At 72.8% G+C, this 19559-nt stretch carries 19 protein-coding genes; 12 read left to right on the top strand and 7 right to left on the bottom strand.

Going from position 1 to position 19559, the window contains the following annotated elements:
- Positions 1-24: 24 nt before the first annotated feature.
- The 5 genes from atpA to AFB00_RS04700 are packed head-to-tail and all read left to right on the top strand — an operon-like array spanning position 25 to position 4949.
- Positions 25-1662, top strand: coding sequence for a F0F1 ATP synthase subunit alpha (atpA, locus tag AFB00_RS04720; protein WP_068796209.1), 1638 nt, complete (start codon positions 25-27; stop codon positions 1660-1662).
- 12 nt (positions 1663-1674) lie between these two features.
- Positions 1675-2658, top strand: a complete 984-nt coding sequence (locus tag AFB00_RS04715; RefSeq protein WP_068796208.1) for a F0F1 ATP synthase subunit gamma — start codon at positions 1675-1677, stop codon at positions 2656-2658.
- Positions 2658-4091 (top strand): F0F1 ATP synthase subunit beta, encoded by a 1434-nt coding sequence (atpD, locus tag AFB00_RS04710; RefSeq protein ID WP_068796207.1) that lies wholly within the window; start codon positions 2658-2660, stop codon positions 4089-4091. The genes AFB00_RS04715 and atpD overlap by 1 nt, the downstream gene beginning before the upstream one ends.
- A gap of 17 nt (positions 4092-4108) precedes the next feature.
- Complete coding sequence (locus AFB00_RS04705; RefSeq protein ID WP_068796206.1) at positions 4109-4480, top strand: F0F1 ATP synthase subunit epsilon; 372 nt, start codon at positions 4109-4111, stop codon at positions 4478-4480.
- A gap of 22 nt (positions 4481-4502) precedes the next feature.
- Positions 4503-4949 carry a DUF2550 domain-containing protein gene (locus tag AFB00_RS04700; RefSeq protein ID WP_068800013.1) on the top strand — a complete coding sequence of 149 codons (447 nt, stop codon included), beginning with the start codon at positions 4503-4505 and terminating at the stop codon, positions 4947-4949.
- Positions 4950-4984: 35 nt separating this feature from the next.
- On the opposite strand, the gene AFB00_RS04695 is transcribed toward AFB00_RS04700, so the two are convergent.
- Positions 4985-5581 (bottom strand): cob(I)yrinic acid a,c-diamide adenosyltransferase, encoded by a 597-nt coding sequence (locus AFB00_RS04695; RefSeq protein ID WP_068796205.1) that lies wholly within the window; start codon positions 5579-5581, stop codon positions 4985-4987.
- A gap of 122 nt (positions 5582-5703) precedes the next feature.
- Between AFB00_RS04695 and murA the strand changes: the two genes are divergently transcribed.
- Both murA and AFB00_RS04685 read left to right on the top strand, forming a co-directional pair.
- Positions 5704-6972 carry a UDP-N-acetylglucosamine 1-carboxyvinyltransferase gene (gene murA / locus AFB00_RS04690; RefSeq protein ID WP_068800012.1) on the top strand — a complete coding sequence of 423 codons (1269 nt, stop codon included), beginning with the start codon at positions 5704-5706 and terminating at the stop codon, positions 6970-6972.
- 228 nt (positions 6973-7200) lie between these two features.
- Positions 7201-8052: a DUF1206 domain-containing protein gene (locus AFB00_RS04685; protein WP_068796204.1), complete on the top strand. Its 852-nt coding sequence runs from the start codon at positions 7201-7203 to the stop codon at positions 8050-8052.
- A gap of 3 nt (positions 8053-8055) precedes the next feature.
- On the opposite strand, the gene AFB00_RS04680 is transcribed toward AFB00_RS04685, so the two are convergent.
- Complete coding sequence (locus tag AFB00_RS04680) at positions 8056-8394, bottom strand: hypothetical protein (protein ID WP_068796203.1); 339 nt, start codon at positions 8392-8394, stop codon at positions 8056-8058.
- 215 nt (positions 8395-8609) lie between these two features.
- Here AFB00_RS04680 and AFB00_RS04675 point away from each other — a divergent pair, with 215 nt between their 5' ends.
- Positions 8610-10640: a protein meaA gene (locus tag AFB00_RS04675; protein WP_068796202.1), complete on the top strand. Its 2031-nt coding sequence runs from the start codon at positions 8610-8612 to the stop codon at positions 10638-10640.
- Positions 10641-10650: 10 nt separating this feature from the next.
- Here AFB00_RS04675 and AFB00_RS31340 read toward each other — a convergent pair whose 3' ends face one another.
- The 3 genes from AFB00_RS31340 to AFB00_RS04660 are packed head-to-tail and all read right to left on the bottom strand — an operon-like array spanning position 10651 to position 13370.
- Complete coding sequence (locus AFB00_RS31340; RefSeq protein WP_083275267.1) at positions 10651-11637, bottom strand: hypothetical protein; 987 nt, start codon at positions 11635-11637, stop codon at positions 10651-10653.
- Between the two features lie 34 nt (positions 11638-11671).
- A complete protein-coding gene (locus tag AFB00_RS04665; RefSeq protein ID WP_068796201.1) occupies positions 11672-12553 on the bottom strand; it encodes a transporter substrate-binding domain-containing protein in 882 nt (293 codons plus the stop codon).
- Positions 12554-12596: 43 nt separating this feature from the next.
- Positions 12597-13370 (bottom strand): enoyl-CoA hydratase-related protein, encoded by a 774-nt coding sequence (locus AFB00_RS04660; RefSeq protein ID WP_068796200.1) that lies wholly within the window; start codon positions 13368-13370, stop codon positions 12597-12599.
- A gap of 49 nt (positions 13371-13419) precedes the next feature.
- Between AFB00_RS04660 and AFB00_RS04655 the strand changes: the two genes are divergently transcribed.
- Both AFB00_RS04655 and AFB00_RS04650 read left to right on the top strand, forming a co-directional pair.
- On the top strand, positions 13420-14184 hold the full coding sequence (locus AFB00_RS04655) for a TetR/AcrR family transcriptional regulator (RefSeq protein ID WP_068796199.1): 765 nt from the start codon (positions 13420-13422) through the stop codon (positions 14182-14184).
- Positions 14185-14219: 35 nt separating this feature from the next.
- Positions 14220-15461, top strand: coding sequence for a cytochrome P450 family protein (locus tag AFB00_RS04650; protein WP_068796198.1), 1242 nt, complete (start codon positions 14220-14222; stop codon positions 15459-15461).
- A 24-nt stretch (positions 15462-15485) separates the two neighbouring features.
- Here the strand turns inward: AFB00_RS04650 and AFB00_RS04645 are convergent, their stop codons facing one another.
- Positions 15486-15977, bottom strand: coding sequence for an NUDIX domain-containing protein (locus tag AFB00_RS04645; protein ID WP_442965861.1), 492 nt, complete (start codon positions 15975-15977; stop codon positions 15486-15488).
- Between the two features lie 87 nt (positions 15978-16064).
- Here AFB00_RS04645 and nucS point away from each other — a divergent pair, with 87 nt between their 5' ends.
- The gene (gene nucS, locus AFB00_RS04640; RefSeq protein WP_068800010.1) at positions 16065-16724 is read left to right on the top strand and encodes an endonuclease NucS; all 660 of its coding nucleotides are present in this window, start codon (positions 16065-16067) and stop codon (positions 16722-16724) included.
- 15 nt (positions 16725-16739) lie between these two features.
- Here the strand turns inward: nucS and AFB00_RS04635 are convergent, their stop codons facing one another.
- Entirely contained in the window at positions 16740-17657 is a 918-nt protein-coding gene (locus AFB00_RS04635) for an aminoglycoside phosphotransferase family protein (protein WP_068796196.1), read from the bottom strand.
- A 305-nt stretch (positions 17658-17962) separates the two neighbouring features.
- Here AFB00_RS04635 and AFB00_RS34585 point away from each other — a divergent pair, with 305 nt between their 5' ends.
- On the top strand, positions 17963-19543 hold the full coding sequence (locus tag AFB00_RS34585) for an HNH endonuclease (protein ID WP_068796195.1): 1581 nt from the start codon (positions 17963-17965) through the stop codon (positions 19541-19543).
- Positions 19544-19559: the final 16 nt, after the last annotated feature.

Here is a 19559-nt window from a genome sequence, read left to right as displayed (position 1 = left end):
TTCGAGAGAAGGAACGACGCAGCCATGACAGAGCTGACGATCTCCTCCGAGGAGATCCGGAGTGCGATCTCCAGCTACGTCTCGTCGCTGGAGAGCGGCACGTCCCGGCGCGAGGTCGGGACCGTGTCCGACACCGGTGACGGCATCGCCCACATCGAGGGACTGCCCTCGGCCATGACCAACGAGCTCCTGGAGTTCGACGGCGGCGTCCGCAGCGTCGCGCTGAACCTGGAGCAGAACGAGATCGGTGCGGTCGTCCTCGGCGACTACACCGGCATCGAGGAGGGCCAGCAGGTCACCCGCACCGGCGAGGTCCTCTCGGTCCCCGTCGGCGAGGGCTACCTGGGCCGGGTCATCGACCCGCTGGGCAACCCGATCGACGGTCTCGGCGACATCGAGTCCGACTCCCGCCGCGTGCTGGAGCTGCAGGCGGCCGGCGTGATGGACCGCCAGTCGGTCGGTGAGCCGCTGCAGACCGGGATCAAGGCGATCGACGCCATGACCCCGATCGGCCGCGGCCAGCGGCAGCTGGTGATCGGCGACCGCAAGACCGGCAAGACCGCGGTCTGCGTCGACACGATCATCAACCAGAAGGAGAACTGGGACTCCGGCGACCCGGCGAAGCAGGTGCGCTGCATCTACGTCGCCGTCGGTCAGAAGGGCTCCACGATCGCGGGTGTCCGGCAGTCGCTGGAGGACGCGGGCGCGCTGGAGTACACGACGATCGTCGCCGCCCCGGCGTCGGACCCGGCCGGTTACAAGTGGCTCGCGCCCTACACCGGCTCGGCCATCGGCCAGCACTGGATGTACCAGGGCAAGCACGTCCTGATCGTGTTCGACGACCTCTCCAAGCAGGCCGAGGCGTACCGCGCGATCTCGCTGCTGCTGCGCCGTCCGCCGGGCCGCGAGGCCTACCCGGGCGACGTCTTCTACCTGCACTCGCGGCTGCTCGAGCGTTGCGCCAAGCTCTCGGACTCGCTCGGCGCCGGCTCGATGACCGGTCTGCCGATCATCGAGACCAAGGCGAACGACGTGTCGGCCTACATCCCGACCAACGTCATCTCGATCACCGACGGCCAGGTCTTCCTCGAGTCCGACCTGTTCAACCAGGGCGTCCGGCCGGCGATCAACGTCGGTATCTCGGTCTCCCGGGTCGGCGGCTCGGCCCAGATCAAGGCGATGAAGACGGTCTCCGGCTCGCTGCGCCTGGACCTGTCGCAGTACCGCGAGCTGGAGGCGTTCGCCGCGTTCGGTTCCGACCTCGACGCCGCCTCGGCCGCCGCACTGGGCCGTGGTGAGCGGCTGGTCGAGCTGCTCAAGCAGGCGCAGTACTCGCCGGTCTCGGTGCAGGACCAGGTCGTGTCGATCTGGCTGGGCACCTCCGGCAAGCTCGACTCGGTCCCGGTCGCCGACGTGGGCCGCTTCGAGTCGGAGTTCCGGGAGTACACCCGCCGGCACGCCTCGGGCCCGCTGAACGAGATCGTCGACACGGGCAAGCTGTCCGACGACGCGGTCGAGACGCTGACCAAGGCCGTCGACGAGTTCAAGCGCAACGAGTTCACCGCTTCCGACGGTTCCTCGGTCGTCCCGAAGGAGAAGGCCGAGAAGGCCCTCGACTCCGACGACGTCGAGCAGGAGACCGTCACGGTCAAGAAGAACTGAGGCTGATACCCGATGGCGGCCCAGATCAGGGTGCTGCGCCGGCGTATCCGGTCGACGCAGTCCATCAAGAAGATCACCCGCTCCCAGGAGCTGATCGCGACCTCGCGGATCGCGAAGGCCAGGGCGCGGGTGGACGAGGCGCGGCCCTACGCCGAGCTGATGACGTCCACGCTGTCCGAGCTCGCCTCGCACTCGGCGCTGGACCACCCGCTGCTCGTCGAGCGTGAGCAGCCGAAGCGGGCCGCGGTCCTGGTCATCACCAGTGACCGCGGTCAGTGCGGCGGCTACAACGCCAACGTGCTCAAGGAGGCCGAGAAGCTCCAGGCCCTGCTCCGCGAGCAGGGCAAGGACCCGGTGCTGTACGTGATCGGCCGCAAGGGCGTCTCGTACTACCGGTTCCGCGGCCGGGAGATCGCCCGGTCCTGGACCGGTTTCTCCGAGCAGCCGAGCTACGAGCACGCGGCCGAGTCGGCGCGGACCCTGGTCGAGGCGTTCATGGCGGGCGAGGACGACCAGCACGGGAACACCGACGGGATCGACGGCGTGGACGAGCTGCACCTCGTCTACACCAGCTTCAAGAACATGATCACGCAGGTCCCGCAGGCACGGCGGATGGCGCCGCTCGAGGTCGAGTACGCGGCCGACTCCGCCGCGGCGGACCCGGACGGTGAGACCGGGCCGGAGGACCGTCCCGCGCGGTCGGAGAGCAAGGGTCCGGAGGCGCTCTACGAGTTCGAGCCGGACCCGGACACGCTGTTCGACGCGCTGCTGCCGAAGTACATCGGGGCCCGGCTCTACGCGGCCCTGCTGGAGTCGGCGGCGTCGGAGTCGGCGAACCGGCAGCGGGCCATGAAGGCCGCGACCGACAACGCCAACGAACTGATCCGTAGTCTGACCCTGGAGGCCAACCAGGCACGTCAGGCGCAGATCACCCAGGAGATCAGCGAGATCGTCGGTGGTGTCGACGCTCTCGCCAGCGCAGGAAGTGAGAGCTGATGACCACGACCGCCGAAACTTCGGCCGGCCCGATCACCGGGCGCGTCGTCCAGGTGACCGGCCCGGTCGTCGACGTCGAGTTCCCGCGTGACCAGGTCCCGGACCTGTACAACGCGCTGTCCCTGGAGGTCGACCTCTCCGGTGACCAGCGCAAGCTGACCCTGGAGATCGCCCAGCACCTGGGCGACAACCTGGTCCGCGCCATCTCCATGCAGCCGACCGACGGCGTCGTGCGCGGCCAGGAGGTCACCGACCTCGGCCGTCCGATCTCGGTGCCGGTGGGCGACCAGGTCAAGGGCCACGTCTTCAACGCGCTGGGCGACTGCCTGGACGACCCGAGCATCCAGTTCACCGGTGACCTGCGGTCGATCCACCAGAAGGCCCCGCGGTTCGACCAGCTCGAGGGCAAGACCGAGATGCTGGAGACCGGCATCAAGGTCCTCGACCTGATGACCCCGTACGTGGTCGGCGGCAAGATCGGTCTGTTCGGTGGTGCCGGCGTCGGCAAGACCGTGCTGATCCAGGAGATGATCCAGCGTGTCGCGCTGAACTTCGGTGGCACCTCGGTGTTCGCCGGCGTCGGCGAGCGCACCCGTGAGGGCAACGACCTCATCACGGAGATGACCGAGTCGGGCGTCATGAAGAACACCGCGCTGGTGTTCGGTCAGATGGACGAGCCGCCGGGCACCCGTATGCGCGTCGCCCTGTCCGCGCTGACCATGGCGGAGTACTTCCGGGACGCGCAGGACCAGGACGTCCTGCTGTTCATCGACAACATCTTCCGGTTCACCCAGGCCGGCCAGGAGGTCTCCACCCTGCTGGGCCGGATGCCGTCCGCGGTGGGCTACCAGCCCACCCTGGCCGACGAGATGGGCGAGCTGCAGGAGCGGATCACCTCGACCCGTGGCCGGTCGATCACCTCGATGCAGGCGATCTACGTCCCCGCGGACGACTACACCGACCCGGCGCCGGCGACCACGTTCGCCCACCTGGACGCGACCACCGAGCTCTCCCGGCCGATCTCCCAGAAGGGGATCTACCCGGCGGTGGACCCGCTGACCTCGACGTCCCGGATCCTCGACCCGCAGTACGTGGGCGACGAGCACTTCCGGGTCGCCAACGAGGTCAAGCGGATCCTGCAGAAGTACAACGACCTGCAGGACATCATCGCGATCCTCGGTATCGACGAGCTGTCCGAGGAGGACAAGCAGCTCGTCGGCCGGGCCCGCCGGATCGAGCGCTTCCTGTCGCAGAACCTGCTGGTCGCCGAGCAGTTCACCGGCCAGCCGGGCTCGACGGTCCCCCTCAAGGAGACCATCGAGGCGTTCGACAAGATCGCCAAGGGCGAGTTCGACGACGTGCCCGAGCAGGCGTTCTTCCTCTGCGGCGGTCTGGACGACCTGGAGAAGAACCGCAAGAAGCTCGAGGGCTGATTCCGATGCCTGCTGAGATGACCGTGGAGCTGGTCTCCGTGGAGCGTCGGCTGTGGTCGGGCGAGGCACGGTTCGTGCTCGCCCGCACCACCGTCGGCGAGGTCGGCATCCTGCCCGGCCACCAGCCGATGCTGGCCCAGCTCGAGGAGGCCGGGATCGTCCGGATCGACTCGACCGACGGCTCGAAGCGCACCATCGCGGTGCACGGCGGGTTCCTGTCGGTGTCGGCCGAGCGGGTGTCCATCCTGGCCGAGTTCGCCGAGCAGTCGGACGAGATCGACGTCGACCGGGCCCGGCGGGCCCGGGACGGCGCCGACGAGTCGACCGACGACGGCAAGGCGGCGATAGCGCGGGCCGACGTCCGGCTGCGCGCGGCCGAGGCCAACTAGCGACCGGGGGCCGGACACGGTGGTGGAACTCGTCGCGGCGATCGTCGGGGTTCTGCTGCTGTGTCTGGTCGTCCCACTGGTCTGGCTCGCCGTACGGCGGGTGCGACTCATGCGGAACGGCGGCGTGGACCTGTGTCTGCGCCGCCGTTTCGCTGTCACGGACTGGCACTTCGGGGTCGGCCGCTACGAGGGTGAGCGGTTCGCCTGGTACCGGCTGACCAGCTTCCGGATCGGCCCGACCGTCGTCCTGGACCGGGCCCAGCTGGAGATCGTCGACCGGCGCCCGCCGCACCGCTCGGAGGAGTTCGCGATCCCGATGGCGGTCGAGGTGCTCCGCTTCCACGCACGGATCCCGGGCGGCCGGGAGGGCGACGTGGAGCTCGCGATGTCCTCCGACGTCCGCACCGGGTTCCTGGCCTGGATCGAGGCCACCCCGCCGGGGCGCAACGGCTTCCGCGAAGCCTCCTGAGCCGTGCTGATCCGGGGCCCAGGGCGGCTCCGGGCTCAGCCGGTCCCGCCCGCGGCCGCGCCGTGCGGCCCGCCGGGCTGCCACAGGACGTCGCCGTCCGGGTTCGCGACCCGGCCCAGGATGAACAGCAGGTCCGAGAGCCGGTTCAGGTACTGCGCGGTCAGCGGGTTCGTCCGCTCCGCGTCGGCGGCCATCAACGCCCACACCGACCGTTCGGCGCGGCGGGTGACCGTTCGTGCCACGTGCAGGTAGGCGGCACCGGGCGTCCCGCCGGGCAGGACGAAGGAGTTCAGCTTCGGCAGTTCCGGGTTGAACTCGTCGCACCAGCCCTCGATGCGGGTGACGTACCCCTCGGTGACCCGCAGCGGCGGGTACTCGGGATTCTCGACGATCGGTGCGCAGAGATCCGCCCCGACGTCGAACAGGTCGTTCTGGATCTGCCGCAGCGGTCCGATCACCCGTTCGGCGAGCCCCCCGACGGTCACGGCGACGCCGATCGCGGCGTTCGCCTCGTCGGTGTCGGCGTAGGCCGCGAGCCGGGGATCGGTCTTGTGGACCCGGCTGAAGTCGCCGAGTGCCGTCGTGCCGTCGTCGCCGGTCTTCGTGTAGATCCGCGTCAGGTGTACCGCCATCCCGACAGGGTAGAGGCCCGTCCCGCGGCGACCGTCCCGTGCGCTGCGCCGGACGGCGCGGGGCGTTCACCCCGGTCGGGGTGTGGGGCCGCCCGGTGGGCCGCACCGTTACGGTTCTCGCCGTGGTGGAGCATTTCGCGGTCCGCGGCGGGGCCCGGCTGAACGGGTCCGTCGACGTCGTCGGGGCGAAGAACAGCGTGCTCAAGCTCATGGCGGCAGCCCTGCTCGCCGAGGGCCGGACGACGCTCGAGAACTGTCCGGAGATCCTCGACGTGCCGCTGATGGCGGACGTCCTGCGCAGTTTGGGCTGCACGGTCGCGATCGAGGGTGCGACGGTGCACATCGACGTGCCGGCCGACCCGGGCGCCGAGGCGGACTACCGCTCGGTGTCCCGGCTGCGGGCCTCGGTCTGCGTGCTCGGGCCGCTGGTGGCGCGGTGCCGGCGGGCGGTCGTCCCGCTGCCCGGCGGGGACGCGATCGGCTCCCGGCCGCTGGACATGCACCAGAACGGCCTGCGCAAGCTGGGTGCGACGACCGACATCGAGCACGGCAGCGTGACCGCGTCCGCGCAGGACCTGCACGGCGCCCAGATCTGGCTGGACTTCCCGAGCGTCGGTGCGACCGAGAACATCCTGATGGCCGCGGTGCTCGCGTCCGGGACGACGGTCATCGACAACGCCGCGCGCGAACCCGAGATCGTCGACCTCTGCGTGATGCTGCAGCAGATGGGGGCGAAGCTCGAGGGCGTCGGCACCTCGACGCTGACCGTGCACGGCGTCACCGGGCTGCAGCCCACGACGCACCGGGTGATCGGCGACCGGATCGTCGGAGCCACCTGGGCCTTCGCCGCGGTCATGACCTCCGGGGAGGTGACCGTGCGCGGGGTGGACCCGCACCACATCGACCTGGTGCTGGACAAGCTGCGCACCGCGGGCGCCGAGATCACCACCGGTCGCGACGAGTTCTCCGTCGCGATGCCGGGGCGGCCGCAGGCCGTGGACTTCGTGACGCTGCCCTATCCCGGGTTCGCGACCGACCTGCAGCCGATGGCGATCGCGCTGTCCGCCGTCGCCGAGGGCACGTCGATGATCACGGAGAACGTCTTCGAGGCCCGGTTCCGCTTCGTCGACGAGATGGTGCGCCTCGGCGCCGACGCCCGCACCGACGGGCACCACGCCGTCGTCCGCGGGCGGCCGGAGCTGTCGTCGGCGCCGGTCTGGGCCAGCGACATCCGGGCCGGCGCCGGTCTCGTGCTGGCCGGGCTGTGCGCGAAGGGGACCACCGAGGTGTGGGACGTCGCGCACATCGACCGGGGCTACCCGCGCTTCGTGGAGAACCTGTCCGCCCTCGGCGCGGACATCAGCCGGGTGGCCGGCGAACCGGACCGCTGACGCCCCCGCCCCGTCCCCGCGCACCCCATCCCCGCACCGCCCCCGCTCCCCGCCCCCGCGCACCCCGCCCCGTGGCACTCATGGAGCTTCGGCCTCGTGTGGCCGGGCCGAAGCTCCATGAGTGCGGAGACGGGAGGGCTTCGTGGTGCGGGGGTCACTCGTTCGTGGCAGGCTGCGCGCAACGCCGGACCGGGCCGTGGGGGCAGGGCGGTGACGAGGAGGCCGGTCATGGTGAGCACCCCTGATGCCGCGGACGTGTCCCGGGCCAGCCGCAAGGCCGGGCGCGGGGCGCGGGACGCCGCACACTCGACGCCGGTGCGGGTCGCCGCGCGGGTCGGGATCGCCTCGAACGGCGTGCTGCACCTGCTGATCGGCTGGCTGGCCGTGCAGGTCGCGCTGGGCTCGGGTGGTCAGGCCGACCAGAACGGGGCGCTCGGTGCGATCGCGGCGGAGCCGATCGGGCGGGTGTTCCTGTGGGTGCTCGTCGTTGGGTTCGTCGCCGTGGTCGTCTGGCGTTCGGTGTCGGCCGTGTGGGGCTTCGGCTACGTCGGCAGCCGGGCCAAGCAGCTCACCAAGCGGGCCGTCTGTGCCGGTCAGGCCGTGGTCTACGCGGTGCTGGCCGTCGCGGCCGGCACGACGGCGGTGCAGGGCCGCGCCTCCTCCGGCGGCGGCGGTCAGGCCACCGCGGGCCTGCTCGGGCTCCCGGGTGGCCAGATCATCACCGCGCTCGTCGGGCTCGGCGTGCTGATCGGCGGCGGGGTGATGGTGTACCAGGGCTGGAACAAGGCGTTCCTGGAGGACCAGGACCTCTCCGGCGCCCCCTCCGGTATCCGCAGGCTCAACGCGCGGTCCGGGCAGGCCGGGTACATCGCGAAGGGGGTGGCGATCGGCGTGCTGGGCGTGCTGCTCGGCGTCGCCGCGCTCACCTTCGACCCGTCCCGGGCCAACGGGCTGGACTCGGCGCTCAAGGCGCTGCGCGACCAGCCCTACGGTGTCTTCGTGCTGGTGGCGGTGGGCCTGGGGATCGCCTGCTACGGCGTGTTCTGCTTCGTCGACGCCCGGTACCACCGGGTCACCTGAGTCTCACTCCAGCGCGCCGCGGCTGAGCACGACCTTCGCGTCCGGCACGTCCTTGTCGAACACGAGCAGGGCGTAGCCGCCGCGCTCGTCGTCGCCCCGGGCGATCGTCGACCGGATCCCGGCGGAGCGCAGCCGGGCCCGTAGCACCTGGGCCGCCGCCTCACCGGGCACCCGGGAGACCTCGGTCAGCAGACCGGTGGCGACCGGGTCGTCCGGATCGTCGGTGGGCAGGGTCACGTTCCGCTGGTGCCCGAACGTCCAGCGCAGCAGCAGGCCGATCGCGACGAGTACCACCACCAGGCCGACGAGGGTGCCCAGCCGGGGTACGACGTCGAGATCCACCCCCCGATGGTCGCACCCGGTGTGGTGGCCCGCCCTGGCCGTCGGGTGGGTGTGAACCGGTCAAGCGCGTGGTTTCCCGCGCGAAGCGCGTAGTTTGTTGCGCAGAACGGTGTGACGAGGGACGATCGGTTCCCCGCCGCAAGCTACTCGCCAGTAGTCTGTATCGGCGTGACAGTTCCGGCACCGCCGCCGGCTGAGCAGACACGGAGGTTCCGGTGCCGTACCCGACCGATCGTGAGCGCGACCGCCCCTGGGTGATCCGGACCTACGCCGGGCACTCGTCGGCGGCGAAGACCAACGAGCTGTACCGGCGCAACCTGGCGAAGGGACAGACCGGACTGTCGGTGGCCTTCGACCTGCCGACGCAGACCGGCTACGACCCGGACGACGAGCTGGCCAGGGGCGAGGTCGGCAAGGTCGGCGTGCCGGTCAGCCACCTCGGTGACATGCGCGCCCTGTTCGACGGGATCCCGGTCGCCGAGGCCAACACCTCGATGACGATCAACGCGCCGGCGATGTGGCTGCTCGCGCTCTACGTCGCCGTCGCCGAGGAGCAGGCCGAGCAGACGGGCCTGGACTACGCCGAGGTGCGGCGCAAGCTCGCCGGGACCACCCAGAACGACATCGTGAAGGAGTACCTGTCGCGGGGCACCTACGTGTTCCCGCCGGGGCCCAGCCTGCGGCTCATCACCGACATGGTCGCCTGGTCGGTGTCGGAGATCCCGAAGTGGAACCCGATCAACATCTGCAGCTACCACCTGCAGGAGGCCGGGGCGACGCCGACCCAGGAGCTCGCCTACGCCCTGTCCACGGCGATCGCGGTGCTGGACTCGGTCCGGGACTCCGGTCAGGTCCCGCCGGAGCGCTTCGGCGACGTCGTCGGGCGGATCTCGTTCTTCGTCAACGCGGGCCTGCGGTTCGTCGAGGAGATGTGCAAGATGCGCGCGTTCGCGCGGCTCTGGGACGACATCACCCGGGAGCGCTACGGCGTCGAGGACCCGAAGGCGCGCCGGCTGCGCTACGGGGTGCAGGTCAACTCGCTCGGGCTGACCGAGGCGCAGCCGGAGAACAACGTGCAGCGGATCGTGCTGGAGATGCTGGCGGTCACCCTGTCCAAGGACGCCCGCGCGCGTGCCGTGCAGCTGCCGGCCTGGAACGAGGCGCTGGGCCTGCCCCGGCCGTGGGACCAGCAGTGGGCGTTGCGGATGCAGCAGGTGCTCGCCTACGAGACGGACCTGCTGGAGTACGAGGACCTCTTCGAGGGCTCGCGGGTGGTGGAGGCGAAGGTCGCCGAGCTGGTCGAGGGCGCCCGGGCCGAGATCGACCGGGTGCAGGAGATGGGCGGCGCGGTCGCCGCCGTGGAGGCCGGCTACATGAAGGGCGAGCTGGTGAACTCGCTCGCCGAGCGGCGACGCCGGCTGGAGTCCGGTGAGGAGGTGGTCGTCGGCGTCAACAGGTTCTCCACGACCGAGCCCAGCCCGCTGCAGGCCGAGGGCGCCGAGGCGATCTTCACCGTCGACCCGGAGACCGAGCGGTCCGCGGTCGAGGCGGTCCGGGCGTGGCGCGCGGGGCGCGACCAGCACGCCGCGGACGAGGCGTTGCGGGCCCTGCGGGACGCGGCGAAGACCGAGCGGAACCTGATGCAGGTCTCGATCGACTGCGCCAAGGCCGGGGTGACCACCGGCGAGTGGGCCGGCGCGCTGCGGGAGGTGTTCGGCGAGTTCCGGGCCCCCACCGGGGTGTCCGGGGCGAGCACCTCCGGCGAGGGTGCGGTGGAGATCGCGGAGGTGCGCGAGCAGGTGCGGGCCGCCGGTGACGAGCTGGGGCAGCGGCTGCGGATACTCGTCGGCAAGCCCGGCCTGGACGGGCACTCCAACGGCGCCGAGCAGGTGGCGGTCCGGGCCCGCGACGTCGGCTTCGAGGTCGTCTACCAGGGCATCCGGCTCACGCCGGCGCAGATCGTCGCGGCGGCGGTGCAGGAGGGCGTGCACGCGGTGGGCCTGTCGGTGCTGTCCGGGTCGCACCTGGAGGTGGTGCCCGCCGTCGTGCGGGGGCTGCGCGAGGCCGGGGCCGGGGAGATCCCGGTCGTCGTCGGCGGGATCATCCCGCCCGAGGACGAGAAGCGCCTGCGCGCCGGCGGCGTCGCGGCGGTGTTCACGCCGAAGAACTTCCGGCTCACCGAGATGATGGGCGAGATCGTCGCGCTGATCCGGCAGGCGCAGGGCCTGGCCGAGCAGGACACCTAGACCGGGCCGCTCACTCGTCCTCCTTGCCGCTGCCCCGGCGGCTCAGCAGCCGGAACCCCGGGATGCCGACGATCGCCTGCCGCACCTCCTTGAGCACGTCGAGCAGCTCGTGGACGTCCGGACCGACCCGGTCCAGGGTGGCGAGGATCGGCAGGATGTCGTCGTCGAGGTGCTCGGTGAGCACCGGGAGCTGGTCGACCAGCCGGATCGCGGCGTGCACCTCCTCCTCGGAGAGCTCGTCGACGAAGCGGGTGGCCAGCGGCGCCGCCCGCTCGGCGAGCGGCCCGTAGAGGTCCAGCAGGGCACCGGCCCGGTCGCTGGTCCCCGAGGCGCTCTCGACGACCGTCCCGGCCCGCTCGGCGACGGCCCCGGCCCGGTCCACCACGCCGGTGGCCGCTCCCGTCACCTGCTCGACCTGCCCGATCAGCTCCCCGGCCCGCTCGCTGACCGTGGTGACCGTGCGGACCAGGACGTCCGCGTCCCCGGCGACACCGGAGACCCGCTCGACCAGCCCGCCGGCGTCGTCGGCGACGGTGGAGACGCGGGTGATGAGCCCCCCGGCGTCGTCGGCGACGGTGGAGACCCGCGTGATGAGTCCTCCGGCGTCGTCGGCGACCGTCGAGACGCGGGTGATGAGTCCGTCGGCGTCCCCGGCGACGGTGGAGACGTGGGTGACCAGCTCGTCGGCACGGTCCGCGACCGGGCGGACCCGGCCGACGACGTCCTTCGCCTCGGCGGCCACCGACTCGACCGTCCCGATCAGGCCCTCGGCCCGGTCCACGACGCCGTCGACCCGGTCCAGCAGCGTCTCCGCCCGGGTCGCGATCGTGCCGATCCGGCCGACCAGGGAACCGACCTCGTCGAGCAGCTCACCCGCACGGGCCGGGAGCGCGACCACGGCCCCGGCGAGCTCGCCGGTCCGGTCGACGACCGAGGCCGCGCCGGAGATCAGGTCCGACGGGCCGGGCACCGGGAGACCGGCGATGCGCAACACCATGACCGGGATCCTCGCATCCCGCGCGGCGGACGGGTCAGGAGTCGGGGGTCCGCGCGCAGAGGTCATCGATCGTCAGGCCGGGCGGCGGGAGGTTGCCGTCGGTGAAGCCGAACGGGCGGACGATCTCCAGCCAGCGCCCGGACGCCTGCAGCGCGCCCAGCCCCCGGTCGAACTCCGCGCGGAACCCCGAGTCGGCGGGCCGGAAGGCGAACGCCCCGGCGCCCACCGCCGGGCGGCCGCTGACCTCGGGCTCGAACCCCCTGGTCACCTCGACCGCGATCCCCGCGTTGCGGCGCACCTCGTCCAGCAGCGAGATGCGGGTGAGCGCACCGACCGCCACCTGGCCGCCCGCCACCCCCTGGACGAGCTGGCTCTGGGCGTCGAACACGACCATCTGCGAGCTCGGGATGCCCGCCGCGAGTGCGTACTCCTGCTCGGCGGCCCCGGAGAGCACCCCGAGCGTCGCGCCGGACCGCCGGACCCCGGCCAGCGTCTGGAGCCCGAGCGGGTTGCCGACCGGGACGACCAGACCGGTCCGCGCCACGTAGTCCGGACGCGAGAACGCGACCTGCTGGCAGCGCAGCGGCGTGACGGTGAGACCGACCGCGATGAGGTCGAACCGGCCGTCGAGCAGGTCGGGCACCAGCTCGTCGAACGCCGTCTGGACGGCGACGAGCCCGTTCCCGCCCAGCTCGGCGACGACCGCCCTGGCGACCTCCGGGCTCTCCCCGGTCGGCCGTCCGGAGCTGTCGGTGTAGCCGAACGGGCGCTCGCCGGACAGCCCGATCACGACGTCGCCGCCGGACCGCAGGCGGACGAGCGGATCGGGGTCCTCCCGGCCGCACCCGGCCAGCAGCGTGAGCCCACCGACGGCCGCGGCGGCGCCGAACAGGCGGCGCCGGCTGAGTCGGGTCATGGGCTGCACGGGGTTCACGGTCCGGCCGAGCTTAGGGCAGCGCTCAGTCCGGCCAGACCGCGGCGCGCTTGCCCAGGAACGCCGCCATGCCCTCGCGCGCGCCGCCGGACTGCGACATGGACGCCATGACCTCGGCGGCCACGCCGTACGCGTCGGCCTCCGGGCGGTCGAGCTGTGCGTAGAGCGTCTGCTTCCCGACCGCCTTGGACAACCGGCTGCCCCGCGTCGCGCGGGCGAGCAGATCGTCGACCCGGGCGTCCAGCTCGGCGTCCGGGACCGCGTAGTTGATGAGCCCCCAGTCGGCTGCGGTCGCGGCGTCGATCGCGTCACCGGTGAGCGCCAGCTCCATCAGCCGCTTACGGCCGACCGAGCGGGCGACGGGCACGGCGGGGGTGTGACAGAACCAGCCGCCCTTGCCGCCGGGCAGCGCGAACGTCGCCGACTCGGCGGCCACCGCGAGGTCGCAGGACGCGACCAGCTGGCAGCCCGCGGCCCACGCGGTGGCGTGCACGCTGGCGATCACCACCTGCGGCACCTCCTGCACGGTGCGCATGACGGTGGTGCACAGGCGCAGCAGCTCCCGTACCCGGGCCAGGTCGCGCTCCGCGACGTCGGCGAAGTCGTGCCCGGAGGAGAACGCCTTCCCCTCCCCGGCGAGCACGATCCCGGTCGCGTCGCCGCGGCCCGTCGTCTCGAACGCGTGCAGCAGCTCGCGGAGATGGTCCTCGGTCAGGGAGTTCCGGCGGTGCGGGCGGTTCATCGTGATCCGGACCGTGTCGCCGTCCTGCTCGAGACGCAGGTGCTCGTAGTCGGACATGGGGCGACGGTATCTCGACATGCGGGATACCGGGAGCTACCGTGACCACATGACCGGATCCGTCAATCGAGTCACGAGCGAGGCCGCCGGCACCGGCGACGACCGGATGGACCGCGTGCTCGACGCGGCGGCTGAGCTGCTCGTGCGCCAGGGCTACCGGCGGGTGACGATCGAGGACGTCGCGCGCCGGGCCGGGGTCGGCAAGGGGACGGTCTACCTGCATGTCCGCACCAAGGACGCGTTGCTGCTGACGGTGGTGCTGCGGTCCCAGCGGCGGCTGTTCGCCGATCTCGCGGACCGGATGGCGGCGGAACCGGAGTTCGTCCTGCCGTGGCGGATGATCGCGCTGATCTACGAGCGGATGCAGGCCGACGCCGTCACCCGGGCGATGTACCTGGGTGACGCCGAGGTGCTGGGCCGGCTGGCCCACGAGGCAGCCGGAACCCTCGGCGAGCTGGCCGGCCGCCGGGACACGGTGGTCCGGGAGCACTTCGGCGCGCTGCGCGACGCCGGGCTCGTCGACACCGACACGAGTGTCGACGACCAGATCCACACCTGGGGCGCGGTCACCTACGGCTTCTTCGTCCTGACCGGGATGTCCGAGGCGGCCGGGCAGCAGACGGCGTTCGCCCCCACCGACGCGGACCGGCGCATCGCCCTGCTGGAACGGGCGGTGCGGTCCGTCCTCACCACCGGCCTGGACGGCACCGCCGCAGCACCGCCCCCGTCCGCCGCGCTCGGCGAGCGGGTCGCGGGGCTCTACCGCCCGCTGGCCGAGCACCTCGACACCGAACTGCGCCGCCGCGTCCGGTGAGACCGGACGCGGACCACCACGGAGAGGAAACCGCCATGACCACCACCGGAACCGGCGACGTCCACGACCTCATGGCGCCGGACCTCGTCGCCGATCCCTACGCCGGCTACGGGCGGCTGCGTGAGCAGGGGCCGGTCGTCGGCATCTCGCTGCTCGGGACGCCGCCCGCGCTGCTGGTCACCCGCCAGGACGAGGTCCGTGCGGTGCTCACCGACCCGCGCTTCGTCACCGACCCGGAGCTGGTCGGCGGCGAGAACATGCGCGACCGGATGCTGGCCCAGATGAACATCACCGAGGACCTGCTGCCCTACATGAGCCGCAACATCCTCACCACCGACGGCGCGGACCACACCCGGCTGCGCAAGCTGGTGTCGCGGGCGTTCACGGTGCGCCGGGTGCAGACGCTCCGCCCGCGGGTCGAGGAGATCACCGCCGCGCTGCTGGACCGGATCGCGGAGGACGGGGCCGACGGCCGTCCGGTCGACCTCGTCGAGGCGTTCGGCTACCCGCTGCCGATCACCGTCATCTGCGAGCTGGTCGGGGTCGGGGAGTCCGACCGTGCGCAGTGGCACGAGTGGGGCCGGGTGCTGACCTCGATGGACCCGACCCGGATCCCCGGGGTGCTGCGGTCCGCCGTCGACCACGTGCAGGAACTCGTCGCGGCCCGCCGGGCGGAACCGGCGGACGACCTGATCACGGCCCTGATCGACGCGCAGGAGGACGGGGACCGGCTGACCGACACCGAGATGGTGACGATGATCTTCGCGCTGGTCGTCGCCGGTCACGAGACGACGGCGCACCTGATCTCCAACGGCGCGTACACCCTGCTCACCCATCCCGATCAGCTCGCCGTGCTCCGGGCCGAGCCGGAGCGCTGGCCGCAGGCGGTGCACGAGCTGATGCGGTTCCGCGGGCCGGTGCAGTTCACCCAGTTCCGGTACCCGACCGAGGACGTCGAGATCGGCGGTGTGGCGGTCGCGGCCGGCACGCCGCTGATGGCGGGGCTGCTGCCGGCCAACCACGATCCGCGGGCCTACGACCGTCCCGACGAGCTCGACGTGCGCCGCGACACCGGGCGCGGTGAGGGGCACGTCGGGTTCGGCCAGGGCATCCACTACTGCCTGGGTGCGGCGCTGGCCCGGCAGGAGGGCGAGGTCGCGCTGCGGATGCTGCACGAGCGGTTCCCGGACCTGCGACTCGCCATCCCGGCCGGTGACGTCACCTGGACGCCCCGGCCCGGGTTCAGCCGGGTCGACGAGCTGCCGGTGCTGATCTGACGCCGGCTCCGGCGCCGACCGGCGTCAGCGGCCGTCGTGCAGCCGGAGCAGGGTGTACGCGGCCAGGGTCTGGGCGTCGGTGAGCTCGCCCCGGCGGATCATGTCCTCGAACCCGGCGGGGGAGAACCAGGCCGCGCGCATGTCCTGTTCCTGGTGCTCGCGACGTGGCTCCCCGGCGGTCAGGCCGCTCGCGAGGTAGACGTGCCCGCGCTGGCTGGACATGCCGGGCGCGACGTCGAGCATCCCGAGGAACGTCAGGGTGCTCGCGACGAGCCCGGTCTCCTCGCCCAGCTCGCGCACCGCCAGCTCGGCCGGGTCGGTGTCGGCCCGGTCGGGCGCGGTGCCGGCGGGGAACTCCCAGCGCCGGGCCCGCACCGGGTAGCGGAACTGCTCGACGAGGTGCAGGTGCCCGCGTTCGTCCCGGGGGATGACGAGCGCGTAGGTGGGCTTGTCGACGACGCCGTAGATGCCGGTGCTGCCGTCGGGCAGGCGGACGTCGTCCTCCCGGACGGTCATCCAGCTGTTCGCGTAGACCCGGCGGGTCGAGGTCTGCTCGATCACCCGCCCAGCGTGGCCGATCGCACCCCTCATACAGTGACCCGGGTGCGTCTCGTCATCGCCCGCTGCCAGGTGGACTACGTCGGGCGGCTGACCGCCCACCTCCCGATGGCCCCCCGGTTGTTGCTGGTCAAGGCGGACGGGTCGGTGAGCGTGCACGCCGACGACCGCGCGTACAAGCCGTTGAACTGGATGTCGCCGCCGTGCTGGCTCACCGAGGAGCCGGGCGTCTGGACGGTCCGCAACAAGGCCGACGAGTCGCTCGTGATCACCCTCGACGAGGTGCTGCACGACTCGTCGCACGAGCTGGGGATCGACCCCGGCCTGGTGAAGGACGGCGTGGAGGCCCACCTGCAGGAGCTGCTGGCCGCGCACCCGGAGACCTTCGGGGACGGCTGGACGCTGGTCCGGCGGGAGTACATGACCGCCGTCGGCCCGGTCGACCTGCTCTGCCGCGACGCCGGCGGCGGGCACGTCGCGATCGAGGTGAAGCGCCGCGGGGAGATCGACGGCGTCGAGCAGCTCACCCGGTACCTGGAGCTGATGAACCGCGACCCGCTGCTCGCCCCGGTGCAGGGCGTGTTCGCCGCCCAGCAGATCAAGCCGCAGGCCCGGACGCTGGCGACCGACCGGGGCATCCGCTGCGTGACGGTGGACTACGACGAGCTGCGCGGGATGACGTCGAACGACATGCGCCTGTTCTGAGGGGCCCGGCGGTCCCTACCGGTGGGGCCGGTCCGTCCCGGGGCCCAGGACCCGGTCGAGCGCGGCCCGGCCCACCGGGCCCCATCCCGGCTTGCCGCCGGGCAGGCCGCGGTCCCCGTTCTGTCCCATCAGCACGAGGAACAGGCACCGCAGCGCGGCCAGCCCGCGGGCGCGCCGGACCGTCGCCCCGTCGGCGGCGGCGTAGGCGGTGAGGCACCGTCGCGCCGCACCGGCCGGGAGCAGCACCCAGGCGGCCGCCAGGTCCGTCGCCGGGTCCCCGGCGAACAGCTCGCCGAAGTCGACGACGCCGGCGAGCGTCCCGTCCGCGACGACGACGTTCGCGGGGTGGAGGTCGCCGTGCACCCACACCGGAGGCCCGTCCCACGCCGGGGCCGCGACGGCGTCGGTCCAGACGGCCCGGACCTCGGCGGCGGTGTCGCCGAGCCCGTCCACGGCGCCGAGGAACTGCTCGAAGCCGGCCGTGGCGTCGCGTGGGTGCGCGCCGCGGCCGGTGTCGGCCGGCGCGTCGGCCGGGGCCGGCACGTGCAGCGCCCGGAGGAACGCCGCCAGCGTGTCGGCCGCGTGCCCGGGCCGGGTGATCTCCCCGCGGTCCAGCGGCAGGCCCGGTACCCAGGTCACGACCGTCCACATCCGGTGCGACCGCTCGGAGGGCGCACCCTCGCGCACCGGGACGGGGATCGGCAGCGGCAGCCGCGGGGCGAGCACGGGCAGCCATCGACGTTCTTTGAGCTGGGGAGCGGGATCGGTGTCCATGCGCTGGATGCGCACGGCCAGGTCGTCGCCGAGGCGCCACATCTGGTTGCCCCAGCCGCCCTCGACCTCGCGCAGCGGCAGCCCGGCGAGGTCCGGATGCTGGTCGTGCAGCAGATCGCGGACGAGACCCGAGGTGATCTCCGTGCCGGTCCCGGTCATGCGGAGCGACGCTATCGGGTCCGGGCGCGGCCCGGTCTCCCGCCGCCCGGCCCGGCTCCGGCCGCCCGGCCCGATCCCGGCTGCGGCCCGATCTCCCGCCGCCCGGCCCGGCCCCGGCTGCCCGACCCGGCCCTGGCTGCGTGCCACGGCTCCGTGCTCGGGCCTCCGGTCCCGTGGATCGGGGCGGATCGGCTCCCGCGCCGTGACGCTGCGCGCGGTGCCGGCGCCGAACTCGTCCTGGAGGAGGGTCAGTTCGGTGGCATAGAATCGAACACATAGTCGATTCCGGTGTTCTCGACGTGTCGATGGCCGTCCGCGACGAGCCGGTCGGTCATGCCCTGGCGTCGCGGTGCGAGGCCGCCGGTGCCGAGCCCGGTGACCTGACCGACACCGAGGTCCTGGACGTTGTGGCCGGCGCGGAGCGGCTGGTCCGGTGGGCGTCGGCGTTGCGGGCCCGGATGCTGGGGGAGTTCGCCGCCCGCCATCCCCCCGGTAGCCGCGCCGCCCCGCCGGATGCGGATCCGCGGGCGGTCACCGACGTGTCGCGGTGGTTGCCCGACCAGGTCGCGCTCGTGCTCGGGGTCAGCCGGGAGGAGGCCCGTGGCCTGCTCGCCGAGGCGCAGCGGTTCCGCGGCGTGCTGCCCGCCACCCTCGCCGCCTGGGAGGCGGGGCGATTACCGGGGCGCACGGCGGTCGCGATCGCCTCGGCCACGGTGGTCCTCGACGATCCGGCGGCGCGGGCGGTCGAGGCCCGGGTGCTGCCCGCGGCCACCGACGGGATCCCGTACCGGCTGGTGCGGGAACGGCTCCGGCGGGCGATCGCCCGGGTCGATCCCGACGGTGCGACCCGGCGCCACCGGCGCGCTGCGGCGGACCGGCGGATGTCGATCAGTCGTGCCGAGGAGGGCATGGCGGCCTTGTGGCTGGGCGGGACCGCCGCGCAGGCCGAGGCGTCGTGGCGGTGCGTCGACCGCCTCGCCCGATCGTTGCCCGGGACCGATCCCCGCACTCTCGACCAGCGACGGGTCGATCTGGCCCACCAGCTGTTGCAGGGCACGATGACGCTGACCGACCTCGACGTGGTGCGCGCCGCCACCGACACCGTCCTCGCCGCCACGGCGACCATCACGGGCGGCGGGCCCGCCTCGCCTGCGCCCGCCGGCCCGACCGGGCATGCCGGAGCCGACGCAGCCGCTGGAGCCGACGCCGTTCTCGCTGCGGTCCGCACCGTGCTGGCGGCCAAGCCCGATCCCACCTCCGCGATCGGGCGCATCCCGCTGATCCACGTCGTGGTCGGGCTCGACACCCTCCTCGGCGCCGACACCCCCGCCGAGCTCACCGGTCACGGCCCCGTCCCCGCCACCACCGCCCGGGCCCTCGCCGCGGGCGGAACCTGGAAACGCCTGGTCACCGACCCCCTCACCGGAACCTGCCTCGACCTCGGCCGCACCACCTACCGGCCGCCCGACGCACTCGCCGACCTCGTCCACGCCCGTGACCACACCTGCCGCGGTCCCTCGTGTCCCAAACCCGTCCGCGACCTCGACCACCACATCCCCTGGGCCCGCGGCGGCACCACCAGCGCCGACAACCTGCACGGTCTCTGCCGTGGGCACCACAAGCTCAAGGACGCCCCCGGATGGCAGGTCGTCGCCACCCCCGACGGCGGGCTCACCTGGATCAGCCCGTGCGGCTGGTCGGAGACGACCTTCCCCGAGGACTACCGACGCTTCACCGGGAGGGTGCCGTCAGCTCCCGGGTCCGGCGCGACGACCGGTCCGACCACCGACGCGGCGGCCGCCCGAGCCGCCCGAGCCGACGGAGCCGCCGGAGCCGCCCGAGCCGACGGAGTCGCCGAGGGAGGCTCGGACGAGCCGCCGTTCTGATCGCGCGGGGCCGGAT

The organism is Pseudonocardia sp. HH130630-07 (assembly GCF_001698125.1).
In the GTDB taxonomy this organism is placed as follows: Bacteria; Actinomycetota; Actinomycetes; order Mycobacteriales; family Pseudonocardiaceae; genus Pseudonocardia.
Note: the sequence above shows the minus strand (reverse complement) of the source record. Positions and strands in the feature narration are given on the sequence as shown.